The 18,574-nt window shown below is 43.1% G+C and carries 17 protein-coding genes and 1 pseudogene; 2 read left to right on the top strand and 16 right to left on the bottom strand.

What is annotated here, in order from left to right; translation table 11 throughout:
- Position 1: 1 nt before the first annotated feature.
- Both ccmB and ccmA read right to left on the bottom strand, forming a co-directional pair.
- A complete protein-coding gene (gene ccmB / locus H3302_RS04585) occupies positions 2-688 on the bottom strand; it encodes a heme exporter protein CcmB (RefSeq protein WP_036970055.1) in 687 nt (228 codons plus the stop codon).
- Complete coding sequence (ccmA, locus tag H3302_RS04580) at positions 688-1,308, bottom strand: cytochrome c biogenesis heme-transporting ATPase CcmA (RefSeq protein WP_118844096.1); 621 nt, start codon at positions 1,306-1,308, stop codon at positions 688-690. The genes ccmB and ccmA overlap by 1 nt, the downstream gene beginning before the upstream one ends.
- A 102-nt stretch (positions 1,309-1,410) precedes the next feature.
- On the opposite strand from ccmA, the gene H3302_RS04575 reads away from it, so the two are divergent.
- Positions 1,411-3,972: a flagellar hook-length control protein FliK gene (locus H3302_RS04575; RefSeq protein WP_259369881.1), complete on the top strand. Its 2,562-nt coding sequence runs from the start codon at positions 1,411-1,413 to the stop codon at positions 3,970-3,972.
- A 6-nt stretch (positions 3,973-3,978) separates the two neighbouring features.
- A complete protein-coding gene (locus tag H3302_RS04570; protein WP_036970060.1) occupies positions 3,979-4,287 on the top strand; it encodes an EscU/YscU/HrcU family type III secretion system export apparatus switch protein in 309 nt (102 codons plus the stop codon).
- A gap of 381 nt (positions 4,288-4,668) precedes the next feature.
- On the opposite strand, the gene H3302_RS04565 is transcribed toward H3302_RS04570, so the two are convergent.
- The 14 genes and pseudogenes from H3302_RS04565 to H3302_RS04500 all read right to left on the bottom strand — a co-directional run bounded on the left by H3302_RS04565 (position 4,669) and on the right by H3302_RS04500 (position 18,539).
- Entirely contained in the window at positions 4,669-5,070 is a 402-nt protein-coding gene (locus tag H3302_RS04565) for a DUF2802 domain-containing protein (protein ID WP_036970062.1), read from the bottom strand.
- A gap of 16 nt (positions 5,071-5,086) precedes the next feature.
- Positions 5,087-5,584 carry a chemotaxis protein CheW gene (locus H3302_RS04560; RefSeq protein WP_036970065.1) on the bottom strand — a complete coding sequence of 166 codons (498 nt, stop codon included), beginning with the start codon at positions 5,582-5,584 and terminating at the stop codon, positions 5,087-5,089.
- A gap of 21 nt (positions 5,585-5,605) precedes the next feature.
- Complete coding sequence (locus tag H3302_RS04555; protein WP_036970068.1) at positions 5,606-6,352, bottom strand: chemotaxis protein CheW; 747 nt, start codon at positions 6,350-6,352, stop codon at positions 5,606-5,608.
- Positions 6,353-6,354: 2 nt separating this feature from the next.
- Complete coding sequence (locus H3302_RS04550) at positions 6,355-7,125, bottom strand: ParA family protein (protein WP_036970071.1); 771 nt, start codon at positions 7,123-7,125, stop codon at positions 6,355-6,357.
- Between the two features lie 11 nt (positions 7,126-7,136).
- Positions 7,137-8,096: a flagellar motor protein MotB gene (locus H3302_RS04545; RefSeq protein ID WP_065978756.1), complete on the bottom strand. Its 960-nt coding sequence runs from the start codon at positions 8,094-8,096 to the stop codon at positions 7,137-7,139.
- A gap of 6 nt (positions 8,097-8,102) precedes the next feature.
- Positions 8,103-8,867, bottom strand: a complete 765-nt coding sequence (locus H3302_RS04540) for a flagellar motor protein (RefSeq protein ID WP_065978755.1) — start codon at positions 8,865-8,867, stop codon at positions 8,103-8,105.
- Complete coding sequence (locus H3302_RS04535) at positions 8,860-9,996, bottom strand: chemotaxis response regulator protein-glutamate methylesterase (protein ID WP_118844095.1); 1,137 nt, start codon at positions 9,994-9,996, stop codon at positions 8,860-8,862. The genes H3302_RS04540 and H3302_RS04535 overlap by 8 nt, the downstream gene beginning before the upstream one ends.
- Positions 9,997-10,071: 75 nt before the next feature.
- The gene (locus tag H3302_RS04530; RefSeq protein ID WP_182396191.1) at positions 10,072-12,351 is read right to left on the bottom strand and encodes a chemotaxis protein CheA; all 2,280 of its coding nucleotides are present in this window, start codon (positions 12,349-12,351) and stop codon (positions 10,072-10,074) included.
- 15 nt (positions 12,352-12,366) lie between these two features.
- Positions 12,367-13,134 (bottom strand): protein phosphatase CheZ, encoded by a 768-nt coding sequence (locus tag H3302_RS04525; RefSeq protein ID WP_036970081.1) that lies wholly within the window; start codon positions 13,132-13,134, stop codon positions 12,367-12,369.
- A 17-nt stretch (positions 13,135-13,151) separates the two neighbouring features.
- Positions 13,152-13,535: a chemotaxis response regulator CheY gene (gene cheY, locus H3302_RS04520; protein ID WP_016708035.1), complete on the bottom strand. Its 384-nt coding sequence runs from the start codon at positions 13,533-13,535 to the stop codon at positions 13,152-13,154.
- Between the two features lie 39 nt (positions 13,536-13,574).
- Positions 13,575-14,285 carry an RNA polymerase sigma factor FliA gene (locus tag H3302_RS04515; RefSeq protein WP_036971668.1) on the bottom strand — a complete coding sequence of 237 codons (711 nt, stop codon included), beginning with the start codon at positions 14,283-14,285 and terminating at the stop codon, positions 13,575-13,577.
- 26 nt (positions 14,286-14,311) lie between these two features.
- A complete protein-coding gene (locus H3302_RS04510; RefSeq protein ID WP_036970099.1) occupies positions 14,312-15,172 on the bottom strand; it encodes a MinD/ParA family protein in 861 nt (286 codons plus the stop codon).
- Complete coding sequence (gene flhF / locus H3302_RS04505) at positions 15,165-16,649, bottom strand: flagellar biosynthesis protein FlhF (RefSeq protein WP_182396190.1); 1,485 nt, start codon at positions 16,647-16,649, stop codon at positions 15,165-15,167. The genes H3302_RS04510 and flhF overlap by 8 nt, the downstream gene beginning before the upstream one ends.
- Positions 16,650-16,669: 20 nt before the next feature.
- Positions 16,670-18,539, bottom strand: a pseudogene (locus H3302_RS04500) (flagellar biosynthesis protein FlhA).
- Positions 18,540-18,574 lie beyond the last annotated feature (35 nt).

The following is an 18,574-nucleotide window of genomic DNA, read 5'->3' as shown; positions in this document are numbered from 1 at the left end:
ATTAACTTACACTCACTTTCAATGCTGACGATATGGCAATTGGCGCAGCTAAAATCGCAACGATTAGCATGGCGCCAAGGATTGCAAGCTGTCCACTATACGCAAGCTCCATTGAACTGGTATCGATAGCAGATGTTGCAAAAATTAATACTGGGATATACAAAGGCAACACAAGTAAACTCATTAAAATGCCGCCTTTTTGTAAACCCACCGTGAGTCCAGCACCGATTGCGCCTATAAAGCTTAGCAAAGGTGTGCCCAATAACAGGGTTAGCACTGTAGCAAGAAGTGCTGAACTTTCTAAATTTAATAACAAAGCGAAAACTGGCGTCATTAATACCAAAGGCAGCCCTGTAATCACCCAATGAGCAGCCACTTTAGCTAATACTGTCAAAGGTAACGGGTATGACGAAGCTATAAGCTGCTCTAATGTGCCATCGTGGTAATCATCACGAAAAAGTTTGTCTAAACCAAGCATGGTTGAGAGTAATGCGGCGACCCAAATAATACCCGGTGCCATTCGTGCTAATAAACCCGGTTCAGGTCCAATCGCCAGTGGGAAAAGAGTGATAACAATCAGAAAAAATAGAATAGGATTAACGATTTCAGCACGCTGACGAAACGCTAATTTAAGATCTTTTGAAAAAACCGCAGAGAACAGTTGCCAATAAGAGTGCTGCTTTACCATCAGTGGCGATACTCCAAAGTCACCGTTTTAAGATCACTAAACTGTGTTGTTAAATCTTGGTGCGTAGTGAGAAGAATAGCCCCACCAGCATTTAAGTGTTCAACGAATCGTGCTTGTAAAAATGCCACACCGCTTTTATCAAGTGCTGTAAATGGCTCATCTAAAATCCATAACTTTGCACTGTTTAGCCATAGTCGCACTAAAGCCACACGACGTTGCTGTCCTGCGGAGAGCATGCGTACTGGCACATCTTCAAGTCCTACTAAACCAATTTTGGCTAAGATAGGATAGAGATCTTGCTGTGTATCGTATCCATTAATCTTTAGCCAAAATGCCACATTCTCAAGCGCCGTCAGTTGGCTATTCACACCTGTTTTATGACCGATAAATAAAAGCGATTGCGCATACTCATCGTAGTATTTTGCAATCGAACGGTCTTGCCATAAAACATCGCCCTCATCTGGCATAGCGAAACCAGCAATAATACGCAATAATGATGTTTTACCAGCCCCATTCGGACCAGCTAACTGCATAATTTGCCCCGATTTCAAGCTGAAATTAAGATCCGCAAACAAACAACGATCTTGCTTGATGCAGGTGACGGCCTTAATGTGTAACAAGATGATGATTCTCTATACCCAAAATTAGGCGTTAGTCTACCATAATGATAGGGTAATACGAATATTGCTTTATAACGATTAACTTATATTTGATCTAAAATAATGAATAAACAAAGCCAGTTGACTCTCACCACTCACCTAAACCTTGATCCAAAAGGCATACATTCGGCTGGTCAACAACACCCCAACGACGCGTTAAAAGCACTCACAGATCAGCACTTAACAGCACGCAATATTGTTGTAACTAAACATACTGTGCAAATGGATGTATTAATTAATAACAGCTGGCAAACCTTACGCTTATCGACAGAACAAGCGAACCCACAACTTGAGAAATTTTTAGCCGCAACCATTCAATTAAGCAGCGATGGTAAACAACTGACAATATCACCCTTACCCGTAACAATGACGCTGAGTAAAGCGCCTCAGTTACACGCTTTACTTAATCTGTTAACACAGGGTGACTCACGTACAACCGCCCCCTTACCTGCAAACCTTGCTGCAACAAAGCCGGCTTTGCAATTACCCGTACTCAACACTGAATTTGTACTCAATAACACCCTTGCAGCACTCTTAAAAACAGAAACTCCACTCAAGGCTGTGATAGTGCCTGCCAGCAATAAACACAACGAGTTTTCGCTGACAATCATTAACCGTTTTGGTGATTCACTTCACCAACAAAGTATTAGCCAGCAAAAGGTCGCAGAACTTTTGGCAAAACTCACACCTGAGCTAAACCTAAAGCTATCTGGGCAACAAGTGCAGTTGAACTTACCTGAAAAGCCAACGTCCTCCTTAACGGTGCCATTAAATACACTGCCCTCTAAGCAAGTAAAAAATATTCAAGCTCAATGGCAGTTAAGCCCGCTTAGTTTAATAATGACACCTAAGGCAATTAAAGACACTATCACGCTTATTAACCAAGCGCCTGCACAGCAAATAACACTTAAAAATTCTCTCGCAGAGACCTTTATTCAAGCACTGCAAAGCCAGCGCAATGCTTCCCCTAAACAGCATGTTGAATTAACGCCACTAAGCACCACAAACTCACCGATTCGCTCATGGTTAAAAGGCAGTTTTGCCGACCTAAAAACGCGCATAACCGATGCTGTTCGTTATTTCGAAAAACTACCCGCTGCAAATAAAGCCACAAATAATTCACTTGATGCTGCATTGAATACTAAAACCGACTCAATCAGTCAGCTTGGCTTTAATGCTAAACGACTCGATATTGTCAAACTCGCGGCTTTTGAAAATAACAGGCCAACCGAAACACGATTCCATCAGTCAACATCAGCAACCGCTGTGGCTGATGCACCAAAGACTCATGCCCCCTTAGCCAACATTTCAGGGACAACAGCTACAATACAAGCGCTGGCCGAAAACCCGATGCTGCCTGTTAGCTTTACTAAATCGGCGCCACTTGTTCAGCTATTTCAATTGATTAAAGCAAGTGTTTTTCCACGCATCAATAGTCAACAAGCAATTGAATTACAAAAACTAATCCCCGCTGAGGCTAATAAAACTCAGGGGACAGAGTCGCCATTAATAAAGCCTCACGCTAAACCTGTTGCAGCAAACCAAATGACACTGACCCAGCCGCCAAGTAATGTAGCAAGTCTCAAAACGCAACCAGCGCTGACACACCCCAAGTTAGACAAACTGCTGACAGATGCGGGTAATACATTAAAAATGCAGCCACCTTATTTAGCGTTGAAAGAGCCTAACTTAGCGCAACCATTACAACCCATTAGGCCTTTAGAGGCGGCGTTAATTGCAAAGTTACTGCCTTTACCTAACACCAAAAGTAGCGCAGTCAGTGATCTTCCTGTACAGCTGAGTCAAAAAATCAATGAACTAAGTGAGCAAAACAAATCCCCCTCAGTCGATTTAAATAGATTGGTGAATCAAGCATTTAATAGAATGATATCAAATCAAAATGTACACCCTTCAACCATTGAGCGTGAGTTACTGAGCATTATAAGGCCCTCAAGTTTGACACCTCAAAGCCAACAAGCCAGTTTTACTCAAGGGCTTGAACAATTAGCTATAACCACACTCGCGGCCCCCATCGTAAGCCAAGCCCCTACAAACCTTAGTTTTAATAATCAAACAGGGCTTGATGCACTTTTACAGGTGTTAGTACCTAACTTTAAAGCCGTGAACAGTAATAAGTTACTCGAACAACTTCAACAACCTAGCTTGCAAGCCATGGCCGCAGAAATAAGCCAAGTAAAAACAGCGCTCACTCAAGTGCAAGCAACACCGATTAACCAGCAACAAGATGCCAGCGCCCTCGCGCAATTTTTCTTACCCATGAAACTCCCCCCAGAAACAGGGCAAACAGAGATAAGTCTTGGGCAATACAAAAAACCCAGTAAAAATAAACTCGAGAGCAAGAATGTGTGGTTTGTTAGGTTAAACTTTGACTTTGCAACGCTTGGTAAACTGCAAGTAACGGCTGAGGTTATGGATACCGCGGTCGATTGCCAATTGCTTGCATCGTCGCAAGAGGTAACCGCTCTAGCGCACCCGCATTTAGATACACTGCGCCATAAGCTCGCTAGTCATGGTTTAAATGTAGGAGAGTTAAGTTTAAAACAAGGTACAACGACTCATCAGGCATTTTATAAATCGCATGCCATCATCAACATTAAGGTTTAATATTCAATGAGCGAACAATACACACATAAGTCAGCCATTGGTCTTCTCTACGAAGCTGGAAACTCGCCAAAAGTAACCTGTAAAGGATTTGGTGAGCTGGCAGAAGAAATTGTGAAGCTTGGCGAACAAAAAGGCATTTTAGTTCATCAAGATGCTGATTTAGCAAAAACACTGTCACATCTTGAGTTAGGTGAAGAGATACCGAAGGAGCTTTATTATGTGATTGCTGAGCTTATTGCCTTTTCGTATGTTTTACGCGGTAAATTTCCCCCTGGTTGGCAAGATTTTCAAGGCAAGTTAAATATTCAGGCTTAAAAAGGAACGTCCTTTCACATCATTAAGTAATACCATTCCGCTTAATTAAGTGGTCTATTTTGAGGCAATAAAACCGCGTTGATAACAAGGCAAAATTTTAGTTATTTAGTTGTTCTAAATCAGAAATTTTTAACGCAGGTAGCGACTGGTTTAATCACTCAAAATGATTAAGTATTTTTGCGGAATGGTATAATCTATATCAGGTAAAAAATGGTGTCGATGGCAAGGCAAAAATGTCGTTATTTAGTTGTTCTCGGCAATTGCTCCTGCCCTACCTCCTGCACCCATGCAGTCGTAAATCAGACATTTTTAACGCAGCTAGCGATAGGTTTAATCCCTCAAAATGATTAAGCATTAGTGCAAGTTGGCAAAAAGGTGCTCTTAAGCACCTTTTTGTTTATGAAGCGACATAAGTAACTCAGCTTCAGCTCTGGGTAGTTCACATTCGTGAATAATCTCTTCGAGATCAGCACCCAGTTCAACCATTTTGACCGCGCGCGAATAGATTTTCGCATTAGGATCATCATATTTTTGTGCGTCTTGCAGTTGCTCAAGCTCTTGGCTTTTTTCTTCCACTGCGACAACACGTTTGCCAATACTTAGCATTCCTGCGCGCATTTCAGCCACTTCACTACGCAGAATACTCAGTTGTTGTTGAGTTTCTTGCAGTTGTTTTTGCTTTGCTTGAATAGCCGCGGATTGTTTATTGTTATTAACAAAAATAAGCCCCAAACACACTAATACAAGTAGGATTGAGGCACCAAACAAGGAGTATAACAGCATATAATTTCCAAACGCTTTATAGTGCGCTCAGCTCGTCCCACTCATCGTCATTTAATAGCTTATTCAGATCAACCAAGATCAATAACTCACCATCACGGTTTGAAACGCCTTGGATAAACTTAGCGCTCTCTTCAGTGCCAATATTTGGCGCGCTGTCGATTTCAGAGCTGCGTAAATAAACAACTTCAGCCACACTGTCGACTAAAATACCAATAACTTGTTTTTCGGCTTCAATAATAACAATGCGAGAATTGTCTGTTACTTCTGCACCCATTAAGCCAAAACGTGCACGCGTATCGATAACCGTAACAACATTACCACGCAAGTTAATAATGCCCAGTACATAAGAAGGCGCGCCTGGTACAGGAGCAATTTCGGTATAGCGAAGTACTTCTTGTACTTGCATTACGTTAATGCCGTACGTTTCTGCTTCAAGTTTAAAGGTTACCCACTGTAACACTTCATCGTTGCTATCAGCATTTTTATTCGCTGACAGTAGTCTTTCTTCACTCATGCTATTACTCCGTAATAATAGTTACTGCTCACGGCTGTCTAAGCCTTGCTCTAGCAATTGATATAAATTTTCAACATCAATCAAGGCACACATTTTTTCTTTGATAACCCCAGCAAGCCAAGGCCGCTTACCTGATTTTGCTCGCCATTTTACATCTTCTTTGCGAAGCGTAATATTATTTACGAGCTTTTCAGCCAACAATCCCCATTGGCTATCACCTAAGGTGATTAAATACTGATAATCTAGTGATTGTTCTAGCTTTTCATTATACTTTTCTGGCATTACCCAGCGAGCGGTGTCTACCACATTCAGTTTTTCATCGCGGTTAAGCATGACCCCTTTAAACCACTTAGGCTTACCAAATAATTGGTTTACCTCTGCAAGTTGATGGATACCGCCTAATGCTTTTAACGGTACTGCAAGGGTTAACCCTGCCACCTCAAAAAATAAAGCCTGAAACTCACCATCAAAATAGTCTTCTTGACGTTCAGATGACGTTTTAGCTGCAATGTCATTGCTAGATTTCTCGACTATATCTTTGATATTAGCTTGGTTCTCGGTTTTCTCAAGCTCTTTAGTCGGTTCAACTAGGGGTATTTCGGGTTCAGGTGCCGCTTCTGGCGGAGCAATGTCTACTTTTGGTTGTTTTACTTGCTCCAGTAATTTTGCAACAGGCTCTAGATTTTGTTCAGCAGGTTCATCTTCGCACAGCAAGGCACCCAAGTATTGGGTCATCACTTTTTCATTGGCAAATAAATGCTTACTCATCGTTAACCTTGTGCAATTAAGAAATCAAGTAACGCGCGATATGCAAAAACCCCGCGTGAACGCGGGCAAAATTGAATCGGCACTTGTTGTGCCAAACTCGCATCTCTAAATTTTGTATCCACCGGCACTACACCAGACCACACTTTGTCTTTGTAATTATCCTGCAACGTTTTATAGGCTTCAAGGGATGCTTTAGTCCGCTTGTCGTACATAGTAGGGATAATTGTATATTGGTATTGTTTCGACTGTGAAGTTTGCATTAACTCCATAGTACGCATCATTCTATCAAGCCCTTTCAATGCCAAGAATTCAGTTTGCACAGGAACCAAAATACGCTCACTGGCAGCTAATGCATTAACCATTAGCACCCCAAGGACTGGCGGGCAGTCAATGATAGCGTAATCATAATGCTCACTAATTTTAGCCAGTGCTTTTTTTAAAATAAGGCCCATGCCATTTTTGTTGCCCATGCTTCTATCAAGCGTTGCTATGGCCATGGTCGCGGGCATTATATCAAGGTTTTCAAGCGTTGAAGGGCACAGCGCCTGTAAAATTTCTTCACTTGCCATACTATTGCCGCGGGCAAAAATATCATAAACACTGACTTCCAGCTCTTCTGAATCAATGCCAAAATAATAAGTAAGTGACGCATGCGGATCGGTGTCTATGAGTAAAACGCGCTTTCCTTGTAATGCTAGAATACCAGCAAGACTAACAGCTGTTGTTGTCTTCCCTACTCCACCTTTTTGATTCGCTACTGTCCAAATTTTCACATCACACCTTATTATTGTTCATTGCGCGTGGTAATTCGAATCCCACCATGGGGTAATTGAATCACTTTAATGGTGTTATCATTGCTTGGCAACTCAATTTCAGCAGGCTCTTCAGGTGCGACATCCATTGGTTGATCATTATTTTGCTTTGGCTCTGGCGGTAAACCGTATTTAGATAATGCCACCACGACTTTACGATTTTCGGCTCGACCTTGTGCTGTATCATTACTGGCAAACGGTGAATACTGGCCATACCCTTCAATTGCCATTCGTGCAGGGTTTATTCCTAAACTTTCAAGCTCAACAAGTATAGACGTGGCACGTGCAACAGATAATTCCCAGTTAGAACGAAACATTTCATTACGGATACCTTCGTTATCCGTGTAGCCTCTAACGCGAATATAGTTATCAACAGGGGCAATAATCTCTTTAACTAGAGCAACCACTTCCTTTGCTCGTTGTTGTGCAACTGCGCTACCCGATGAAAATAACATGCCTGAGCTCAATTCTATGATAAGCCAATCTTGATGAAGCTCTAAACTAGCCTCACCATCCCGAATTTCATCGATTAATGCTGATTGTAACTTGGTAAGCAAGCTATCAAGGGGTTTACCTAAGTGCTTTTTATCTATATTGCTGGTTTCACTTTGACCGTCGAGTAACTCGGGGCCTTGCTCATCTTTACGTATACTTTCACCGTACAAAATATCGTTTTCAGGGGTCACACGGTCAGTTAAAATACCCGTCCCATTGACGCCTGTGCCTGCCTGCTCCTGTTTGCGAGCTGACTTTTCAAACACCTGCTCAAGCGAATCAGACAAAATCTGAAAATCTTCATTCTTGCTAATAGCGATAGCGTACATAACAACAAAAAAAGCGAACATGATAGTCATGTAGTCTGCATAAGAGACTAACCAGCGCTCTGTGTGCTGGCTTTTTTGAGTGGTATGACGCATACGACGGCGCATCATAAAAACTTACTCACTGACTAAGCTTGGACGTTCAACACGGTACGCCTCAAGTTTAAGTTCAATATTGAGTGGGCTCTCGCCTTGAGCAATCGCAATAATGCCTTCAGCAAGTAATTCGTGATACAGCATTTTTTGTTCAATCTGTTGTTTTAGCTTATTTGCCATTGGCAGGAACAATAAATTAGCTAAACCGACGCCGTAAATCGTCGCAATAAACGCCGTTGCAACGCCTGCGCCTAACTTTTCTGGATCAGTAATAAATTGCATTGCCTGAATAAGGCCAAGCACGGCCCCTAATATGCCAATTGTGGGGCTATAGCCGCCCATTGCTTCATACACGCGACTGACTTCTAACAGACGTTCGCGTTCAAGCATTAAATCAATTTCTAGCGTATCTCTGAGCTTATTTTCGCCGGCGCCATCAACAAGCAAGCTTAAACCTTTCGCAGCATAGGGGTCTGGGTGCGCAAGCGCTTCAGACTCTAAAACTAAATACCCTTCTTGACGCGCTTTTTGTGACCACCGCTTCACCTGCTCAATCGCGGCGTCCACGTCATGATAAGGCGGAAAAAACACCCAGTGACTAATTTTCAGCGTCTTAGTAAACACACTGCCTGGTGTTTGCAGCATGACCGCACCTAAAGTTCCGCCAAGTACAATAATTAAGGCAGGACCATTGAACAAAGCACTGACAACCCCTCCCTCAAGCGCGTAGCCGAAGGTTATGGCACAAATAGCAACGATTAATCCAAGAAAAGACAGCTTATCCACAGCCAGTCTCACGTATTAAGCGTGTAGCAACATCATTAAGAGCTAGGTTTTCACTGGCTAAACCCGCATTAGCGACAGCCTGTGGCATACCATAAACCACACTGGTTTTTTCATCTTGTGCCCAAATAGTGGCTCCCACTTGCTTCAGCATGCGAGCACCATCACGACCATCAGCCCCCATACCAGTCAGCACCACCGCTAATACATCACCACCAAATGCTTTTGCAGCACTGGCAAATGTCACATCGACACTGGGTTTATAGGTAATACGCGGACTGTCATCTTCAAACACACGCAGTGTGCGTGCAGAGCCACGTCCCTCTATCAGCATTTGCTGACCACCCGGTGCTAAATACGCAGTGCCAGGCATCAGTCTGTCACCCTGCTGTGCTTCTTTCACATTGATTTTACACAGGCCATTTAAACGTGCAGCAAACGCTGGCGTGAATGCAGCCGGCATATGTTGAATAAGTAATATGGGGTGCGGAAAATTAGCAGGTAGTTGTGTTAATATTGTTTGCAGCGCAACGGGGCCACCTGTCGAGGTGCCAATTGCAACAACTTGGTACTGTTTCCCTGACGCTCTAACATTACTCGACGGCGAAGGCGCTGCGGGAGTTGAACGGCTAAAACTACGATCTGGCTGAACAATGCCGCCGCTTCGCGTGCTAGTTGCAGGTGTCGGGGACGCCGGACGAGGTGAAGTCAAAGGACGTGTAAAACGAGAAATACGGCGACGCCCTATTTCCTTTACTTTATTTTGTAGTAAGGCAATCGCTTCTTCATTGTTTCTTGCAATGTCTTCAAACTTTTTAGGCAAGAAATCAAGCGCCCCCGCGTCCAGTGCATCTAGCGTGGCCGTTGCACCATCTCGGGTTAACGAAGAAAACATTAATATTGGCGTAGGCGTTGCTGCCATAATTTCTTTAACAGCACTAATGCCGTCAAGTACCGGCATTTCAACATCCATTGTAATAACGTCTGGTTTTAGCTCACGCGCTTTATCAACTGCTTCGCGGCCATTTACAGCAAACCCTATTACCTGAATGTCGCTGTCTTGCTCTAATATTTCGCTTACTCTGCGACGAAAAAAGCTTGAATCATCAACAACTAATACTTTGACTGCCATTAGCACTCTCTTGTTATTTATGCCATAAAGTGCAGCATATTAGCTGCACTTTAAAATTATTGAGCCTAACTATTATTAGCCAACGTAATGTTTTAGCATACTTGGTACATCTAAAATCAGTGCAATGCCACCATCAGAAGTGATTGTTGCGCCTGCCATACCTGGTGTACCTTGCAGTAAAGCATCGAGAGGTTTTATCACCACCTCTTCTTGACCAATTAATGAGTCAACGACAAAGCCCACTTGCTTAGTACCAATCTGTACGATAACCACATGACCTTCTGCTTTACGCTCTTGGCGATTGGCTCCTTTCACTAACCAATGTTGTAAATAAAATAATGGAATCGCTTTTTTACGGACAATAATTGTCAGTTGCCCATCGACAACGTTGGTCTTTGTTAAATCAAGATGGAAAATTTCACTCACCCCAGCCAGTGGTAAAGCAAAAGTTTGCTCACCCACAATAACCATCAGAGTCGGCAAGATTGCCAGTGTTAAAGGTACTTTGATCTCAAGTATGGTTCCAACACCTAGCTCAGATTGAATGTTCACAGAGCCATTTAGTTGGGTGATTTTGGTTTTCACCACATCCATACCCACACCACGACCTGAAATATCTGAGATTTCCTCTTTGGTTGAAAAACCAGGTGCAAATATTAAATTATACGCTTCAGTGTCCGATAAACGACTCGCTTGGTCGTGATCGATAACCCCTTTGTTTATTGCTATTTTTTTCAGCTTCTCAGGATCCATACCTGCACCATCATCACGAATGGTGAGCAGAATATGATCGCCTTCTTGCGATGCTGAAAGCGTAACTGTCCCTGTACGAGGCTTACCGGCCGCTTCGCGCACCGCAGGCATCTCGATACCATGGTCAACAGAGTTACGCACTAAATGAACAAGTGGATCAGCAAGGGCTTCAACTAAGTTTTTATCTAAGTCGGTTTCTTCACCGACCAATAGCAAGTTGATATCTTTTTTCAAGCTGCGTGCTAAATCACGAACAACACGCGGGAAACGACCAAATACTTTCTTAATTGGCTGCATGCGGGTTTTCATTACCGCACCTTGCAAGTCTGCCGTGACGACATCTAGGTTCGAAATGGCTTTCCCCATCGCCTCACTGTTGGTGTTATTTGCAAGGCTCACTAAGCGATTGCGCACCAACACCAACTCACCAACCATGTTCATAATTTGGTCTAACCGTTTAGTGTCGACACGCACGGTTGTTTCAGCTTGGGGAGGCGGCGCTTTTTTCGCCGCAGCAGCAGCCTGTTTCTCAGGCGCTTTTTCAGTTGGCGCAGGCTTACTCGTTGCAGGTTGTGGCGCAGGTTTAGCTGGCTCAACCTTTGCAGCCACTGGGGCCGCAGGTTTTGTTGGCTCAACTTTGGTTGTTTCTGGCGTTTGCGGCTTATCTGTCTCTAATGATTGCGGCGCACTGCCTTTGCCATGTAATTCATCAAGTAATGCTTCAAACTCATCATCACTAATTTCATCATCAGAGCCTTCATTACTGACTGCAGGGGGGCTTTGCTCGACCACAGCGCTTGGCTCAGCGGGAGCTTGGCGGGTAATTTTGTCGGCTTTTACTTCACCAAAGCTGCCAACGCCGTGAAGCTCATCTAATAAGCTGTCAAACTCATCATCGGTAATATCATCGCTGTCACTGCTCATGGTGTCTGATGTGATTGATGCAGGCCCTTGGCCTTTACCGTGCAACTCATCGAGCAAGCTTTCGAATTCATCTTCAGTAATTTCATCTATGTTTTGTGGTTGAGCTTGGGTATCACCCAATCCCCCATCAAATAACATATCAAATGCAAACGGATCGTCGTCATCAATATTACTAGAGACATCAGCAGTAACTTCGGGTGTATCAACAACCGGTTCAGGCTCAACAGTGGCTTCTTCTGCTACTTCGTCTGTTACGGTTGTGTCTTCACCAGCGAGCTCTTCTGCTGTTGGTGGTTGACTTAATTTATGTAGGACGTCTAAGAGGGCTTGATCTGCTGGCTCTGGTTGTTCACGATTTTGAATTGTCGCGAACATTTCATTGATTGTATCGAGGGCTTGTAAAATAACATCCATAAGTTCTGGAGTTACACTGCGCACGCCTTGGCGCAACAAATCAAACACATTTTCAGCACCATGACACGCATCAACAAGCTCAGTCATGCTTAAAAAGCCTGCGCCACCTTTTACGGTGTGAAAGCCTCTAAAAATAGCGTTTAGTAAGTCTTTATCATCTGGATTATTTTCAAGCTCGACCAATTGCTCTGACAAAAGCTCTAAAATTTCCCCTGCTTCAACAAGGAAATCCTGTAAAATATCTTCATCGACTTCAAAGCTCATGCAGCTACTCTCCTCTTAGAAGCCCAGACTTGATAATAGGTCATCAACTTCATCTTGTCCTGAAACAACATCATCGCGTGACTCTTTATCAATAATTGGCCCTTCTGGACCTGCCAGCGTATCGCTTTGTGCAGGTGCTTTGTCTATGGCCTGTTTTTCTTGTTTTATTTGACCATCGTCTTGACTGCCGAATACAGTTAAGAGATTGATTAAACTGTCTTCTACTTCGCGCACTAATTCGATAACACGGCGTATTACCTGCCCCGTCAAGTCTTGATAATCTTGCGCCATTAGCACGTTGGTCATCAAGCCTTGTAACTCATCTGTTTTGGTGTGCGAGTTATTCATGAACTTATCTAAGCTGTGGCATAACGTTTTAAATTCACCGAGTTCAATTTCTCGATTCATTAAACGATCCCACGTTGGTTTAATCGTGGCAATTTCATCAGCGAGCTGTTGTGCTATAGGCAAACTCGCTTCCACGGCATCCATCGTTTTATTGGCCGCGCTTTCAGTCATTTCCATAACATAATTCAAGCGCTGCTTTGCATCCGGGATTGCTTCTGTTGTTAAATCTGTGAGTCGAGTATCAAGATCGAAGTTTTTTAGTGCTTCATGAAGTTGTCGTGTCAATTTACCGACTTCAGCAAACAACTCTGATTGTTCTTTTGATGCTGTTTCAAGTATCAGCTTATCAGCTTTCTCTTGTTCACCATTTTCAAGATACTCAACAAGTTGACGAGCTTGCTCTAAACTTATTTGAGGCGCAGCAAGTGCTGACATAAGCCTCTCCCCTTAGATTAACCTAAACGTTCAAACACTTTTTCCAATTTGGTTTTCAGTGTCGCAGCAGTGAATGGTTTGACGATATAGCCATTAACACCCGCTTGAGCAGCAGCAACAATTTGTTCTTTTTTCGCTTCAGCTGTCACCATTAACACGGGGATATGTTTAAGGCTATCATCAGCACGAATTGCGCGTAATAGATCAATACCTTGCATTCCAGGCATATTCCAATCTGTTACAACAAAATCAAACTCTTGATTTTGCAACATCGGCAATGCTGTTGAACCATCATCAGCTTCCTGCACATTGGTAAAACCTAAATCCCTTAACAGGTTTTTAATGATACGTCTCATTGTAGAAAAATCATCAACAACAAGAATTTTCATGTTTTTATCCAAAACATCCTCCGGTGAGGTTTGAACCTTATTTACTTACTACTAATTAATCCAGTCATTGATTTTTGCTTTGAGCTTAATCATCGCCTGACCATGTATTTGACTCACACGCGATTCGCTAACATCGAGTATGTGCCCTATTTCTTTTAAGTTCATTTCATCGTTGTAATACAAAGACAAAACGAGTGCATCTCTTTCTGGTAACGATTGGATAGCCGTCAATAGAGACTGGTTAAACCGTTCATTTTTAACATTATTAAACGGTTTGTCTAGTGCTAAATCATGCCCCATAGGTGTGATGACGTCTTCATCAACGCCTAAATCCTCTATACCCAGTACCTTACTGGAATTTACATCATGTAGAATATGATGGTACTCATCCAGTGTAATATCAAGTTTTTCAGCAACTTCTGTGTCTTTTGGCTCGCGGTTTAAAATACTCTCTAAATCCGAAATCGTTTCAGCGACAAGGCGTGCATTACGGTGAACTGAACGGGGAGCCCAATCACCTCGACGGATTTCATCGAGCATAGCCCCTCGAATTCGAATACCCGCAAATGTTTCAAAACTGGCCCCTTTACTCGCATCAAAATTTTTCGACGCTTCTATAAGGCCAATCATACCTGACTGAATCAAATCATCGAGTTGCACACTGGCAGGTAAACGAGCAATTAGATGACACGCCACTTTTTTGACTAAAGAGGCATGTTTTTCAACAATCGCATTTAAATTCTGTGCTGATTGATATCCCATCGCTTTATTCACCGATGTTGTCATAGTTAACCGTTTACTAGTTTTTCAATAAAAAATTCTAAATGACCTGACGGTTGATTTGGAATTGGCCACTTAACTGCTTTCGTTGCTAATGTTTTAAATGCCACAGCGGCTGGTGAGTTTGGAAATAACTCCACAATCACTTTTTGGCGGCGGGTCGATTTGCGCATATTCTCGTCATACGGAATGGTTGCGACAAGTTCCATAGACACATCTAAGAATCGATCCGTTACTTTTGAGAGTTTAGCAAATAATTCTTGCCCTTCACGCATACTGCGCACCATATTGGCAACTATTTTAAATTTGTAAACGCCATGCTCACGACTTAACACTTTAATTAGGGCGTAAGCGTCGGTAATTGAGGTAGGTTCATCGCATACAACAACAACAACATCTTGCGCTGCACGCGAAAAGCTTAATACCATGTCTGAAATACCCGCAGCGGTATCGACAATTAAAATATCAAACTCAGTATTTAGCTCGCTAAATGCGCGAATAAGCCCCGCATGTTCTGACGGTGTTAACTCAACCATACTTTGCGAGCCCGAAGTCGCTGGCACAATTTTTATACCTGCTGGGCCTTCGACAAGAATTTCATCCAGTTCACACTCACCAGATAAAACATGAGATAAGTTTCTCTCGACACGTAAACCAAGCATTACGTCACAATTTGCCAACCCTAAATCGGCATCTAATACTAATACACGATTTCCCAGTTGACCTAATGCGATCGCGGTATTGAGTGACACATTCGTTTTACCCACACCACCTTTGCCGCCAGTGACAGCGATAACTTTAACGCCACTATTATTATTTTGATTCATTTTGCGCAGGCCGCTTGCTTGATCTAATACTGTGTTAATCATACATCCCTACTGTGTTCGACGCTACTGCTTGACGTCGTGAATGTTGTGCTTTTGCTCGTTTTAAATATAATTGCTCAGCTTTTTTTACTAGTTTCTCTGCATTCGCAACGCGAATATCTTCAGGAACACGCTGACCATTAGTAAGATACCCTATTGGCAAGCGATTTTGAATCGCAATACTAATAATCTCACCTAAACTAAGTGATTCATCTAACTTAGTGAAGATACAACCACTTAGTTGCACTTTTTTAAAGTGGCGAACGGTTTCTTGTAGCACGTTAATTTGCGCTGTTGCACTTAACACTAAATAACTGCGAATGTCGACACGCTGATTGCGCATTAATGTATTAAGTTGCTCAGTTAAGCGTAAGTCGCGTTGACTCATACCCGCAGTGTCTATTAATACTAGACGCTTATTGCGTAAATGGTATAACACTTCAGCTAATTCATTTGCGTCTTTAACTTGTTTCACACCACAGCCAATTATGCGGCCATAAGTGGCTAGCTGCTCATACGCTCCAATACGGTAAGTGTCTGTTGTAATAAGCGCGACTTTATCTGCACCATATTTTTGTGCACCAAGGGCTGCCAACTTCGCCACGGTGGTGGTTTTACCCACCCCCGTAGGACCCACTAAAGCGTACACACCGCCTTGACGTAAAATTTCATTATTTGTTGTATGCATTTGGTTTTCAACCATTTGCAACAAAGCTTGCCACGCTTGTTGACGCGAAACGTCATCAGGAATAAAACACGCCATTTGCTCCGCAACATCACGCTCAATGCCCATACCGGCTAGGCGATCAATCATACAAGCACGGGTAGGATCGCGACGCGCCATGTCTTGCTGCATCAAACCAGACACTTGATGTTCAAGTAATTGACGAATGGCATTCATTTCTTCACGCATCGTCGCCATTTCTGAGTGGCTTGCGGGTGTGGCCGTTTTGTGTTCTGCTGGTGAATCTAAATCGTCGAAGCCTGTGTCTAAATCATCATCAAAACCTAGGCTATGTGCTTGTGTTTGCACTCGCGGTGCAGCTTGCTCTTGATAGCGAGGTTTTGCTGAATATTGCGGCTGATCTTGCGGCGCAAAACTGTGTGCTTTTGGCTGATAATGTTCACTCGTTTCAATACCAGATTGATTAAACATTGAAGCAAGCTCTGGCGAACGAGGGCGTGGGGCTTGACGCTCTAGTAACGCTTGTAGGCTGTCTGCAACTTGGGCTTGTGGCTCAGGTTTAGCGCGCATAGGTTCTGGTTTAACGAAGTTATGCGACTGTTGTGGCGCTGTGTGTGCAGGCACCGGTTTCGCTTCGGCTTTTGGGGCTGCTTTGTCATAATCAACAGCGGCGACAATTTCAACACCATTCGCTAACTTTTTGTTAGACATAATAACCGCATCAACACCTAATTCATCTTTCACTTCTTTTAGTGCGGTGCGCATATCTTTAGCAAAAAAACGTTTAATTTTCATGGTACAACCCCTTTACTATCCTATTGTTGGCCTACTGAGCTGACAATCTTAATCTGTCTTTCGTCTGGTACCTCTTGGTAAGACATTACCCTTAAACCTGGGATGGTGTACTTAACAAAACGAGATAACACAGTGCGTAACATTCCTGACGTTAGTAATATCGAAGGTTCGCCGGCCATATTCAACAAGGGTCTGAACAATTGAACGCATATCACGAATTGCGACCCCTTCGTTAAGTAAGTTTTGCAGCACTTTTACAACCGTGGTCAATGGTAATACGTCAGGAACCAGTCCCTCGACAAGACGAGGATGACTTTTCGCTAACATATCAAGTAGGTTCTGTACTTCTTCATGACCTAATAGTAATGCTGCGCTGTTTGTTAATAGCTGGCTAATATGGGTTGCCACGACAGTAGCTGCATCAACCACGGTGTAACCCAATGATTGGGCTTCATCTTTCTGGTCTGGCTTAATCCATACTGCATCGAGTCCAAAAGCAGGATCTTTTGTTTCAACACCTTTGATTGGGCCAAATACTTGCCCTGGGTTTATAGCAAGTTCGTCACCATGCTTAAGCTCACCTTCACCACTGGATACACCCATCATTGTGATACGGTAGGCGTTAGGGTCTAACTCTAAGTTGTCACGGATATGCACGGGCGGTACCAAGAAACCGAGTTCTTGCGAGAGTTTCTTACGCACACCTTTAATACGGTTAAGTAGCTCTCCCCCTTGCGACTGATCAACCAGTGGAATTAAGCGATAACCGACTTCTAAACCAATCACATCTACTTGCTGTACATCGTCCCAACCCAATTCTTTTTGCTCTTGCTTGTTAGCAACACCGGTGCCTGGCGAGCCCCCATTTGCTTCCAATTCAGCTTTTTCTGCTTCTGCTTTAATTTTTTGTTGTTGGGTAAAGTAAGCAAGGTAACCTAACAATGCGCCCAAGCTTAAAAATGCAAGATGAGGCATGCCTGGCACAAGGCCCATGGTGATCAAAATACCTGAAGCGATAAATAACGACTTTTCGTTTCCTAGCTGCGACTTAAACTGATCGCCCATGTTATGCGACTCATTTTGACGCGTCACAACAATCGCAGTACCAATTGAAAGAAGTAATGAAGGTAATTGCGCAACGAGACCATCACCAATGGTTAATAACGTATATACTTCCATTGCACGGCTGAAGCTTAAGTCATGTTGAATCATGCCGACAAATAAACCACCCACGATATTAATCACAAGGATCACAATACCGGCAATAGCATCACCTTTTACGAATTTACTGGCACCGTCCATTGAGCCATAAAAGTCGGCTTCACGGGTTACTTCTTCACGGCGCTCACGAGCTTGCTCTGCACTAATAAAACCTGCGTTTAAGTCAGCATCAATCGCCATTTGTTTACCTGGCATAGCGTCAAGTGTAAAACGCGCTGACACCTCTGAAATACGCCCTGCACCTTTGGTGATAACCACAAAGTTGATAATAATGAGAATAAGGAACACAACAAGACCAACGGCATAGTTACCGCCGATAACCACCGAGCCGAACGCTTCAATTACTTTACCAGCAGCATCCCCGCCATTATGACCTTCAAGGAGTACCACCCGAGTACTGGCAACATTCAATGCAAGACGCATAATTGTGGCTATTAGCAGCACGGCCGGAAACATACCAAACTCAAGGGGCTTCATGGTGTAAACCGTAACGAGTAACACCACCAGCGCAAGCGCGATATTAAACGAAAAAAGAATATCTAAAAGAAAAGGAGGCAGAGGTAAAATAACCATGCCAAGGGCTGCAAGCACCAGTAATGGTGTTCCAAGCCCCTTCGCATACTCTTTTTTATCTTTATTAAGTTGTTGTAATACCGCTTTAAATTCCATAATTCAACAATTTCAAAAAATTGACACTACACGGA

The sequence above is a fragment of the Pseudoalteromonas sp. MT33b genome (assembly GCF_014117385.1).
Taxonomy (GTDB): domain Bacteria; phylum Pseudomonadota; class Gammaproteobacteria; order Enterobacterales; family Alteromonadaceae; genus Pseudoalteromonas; species Pseudoalteromonas lipolytica.
Note: the sequence above shows the minus strand (reverse complement) of the source record. Positions and strands in the feature narration are given on the sequence as shown.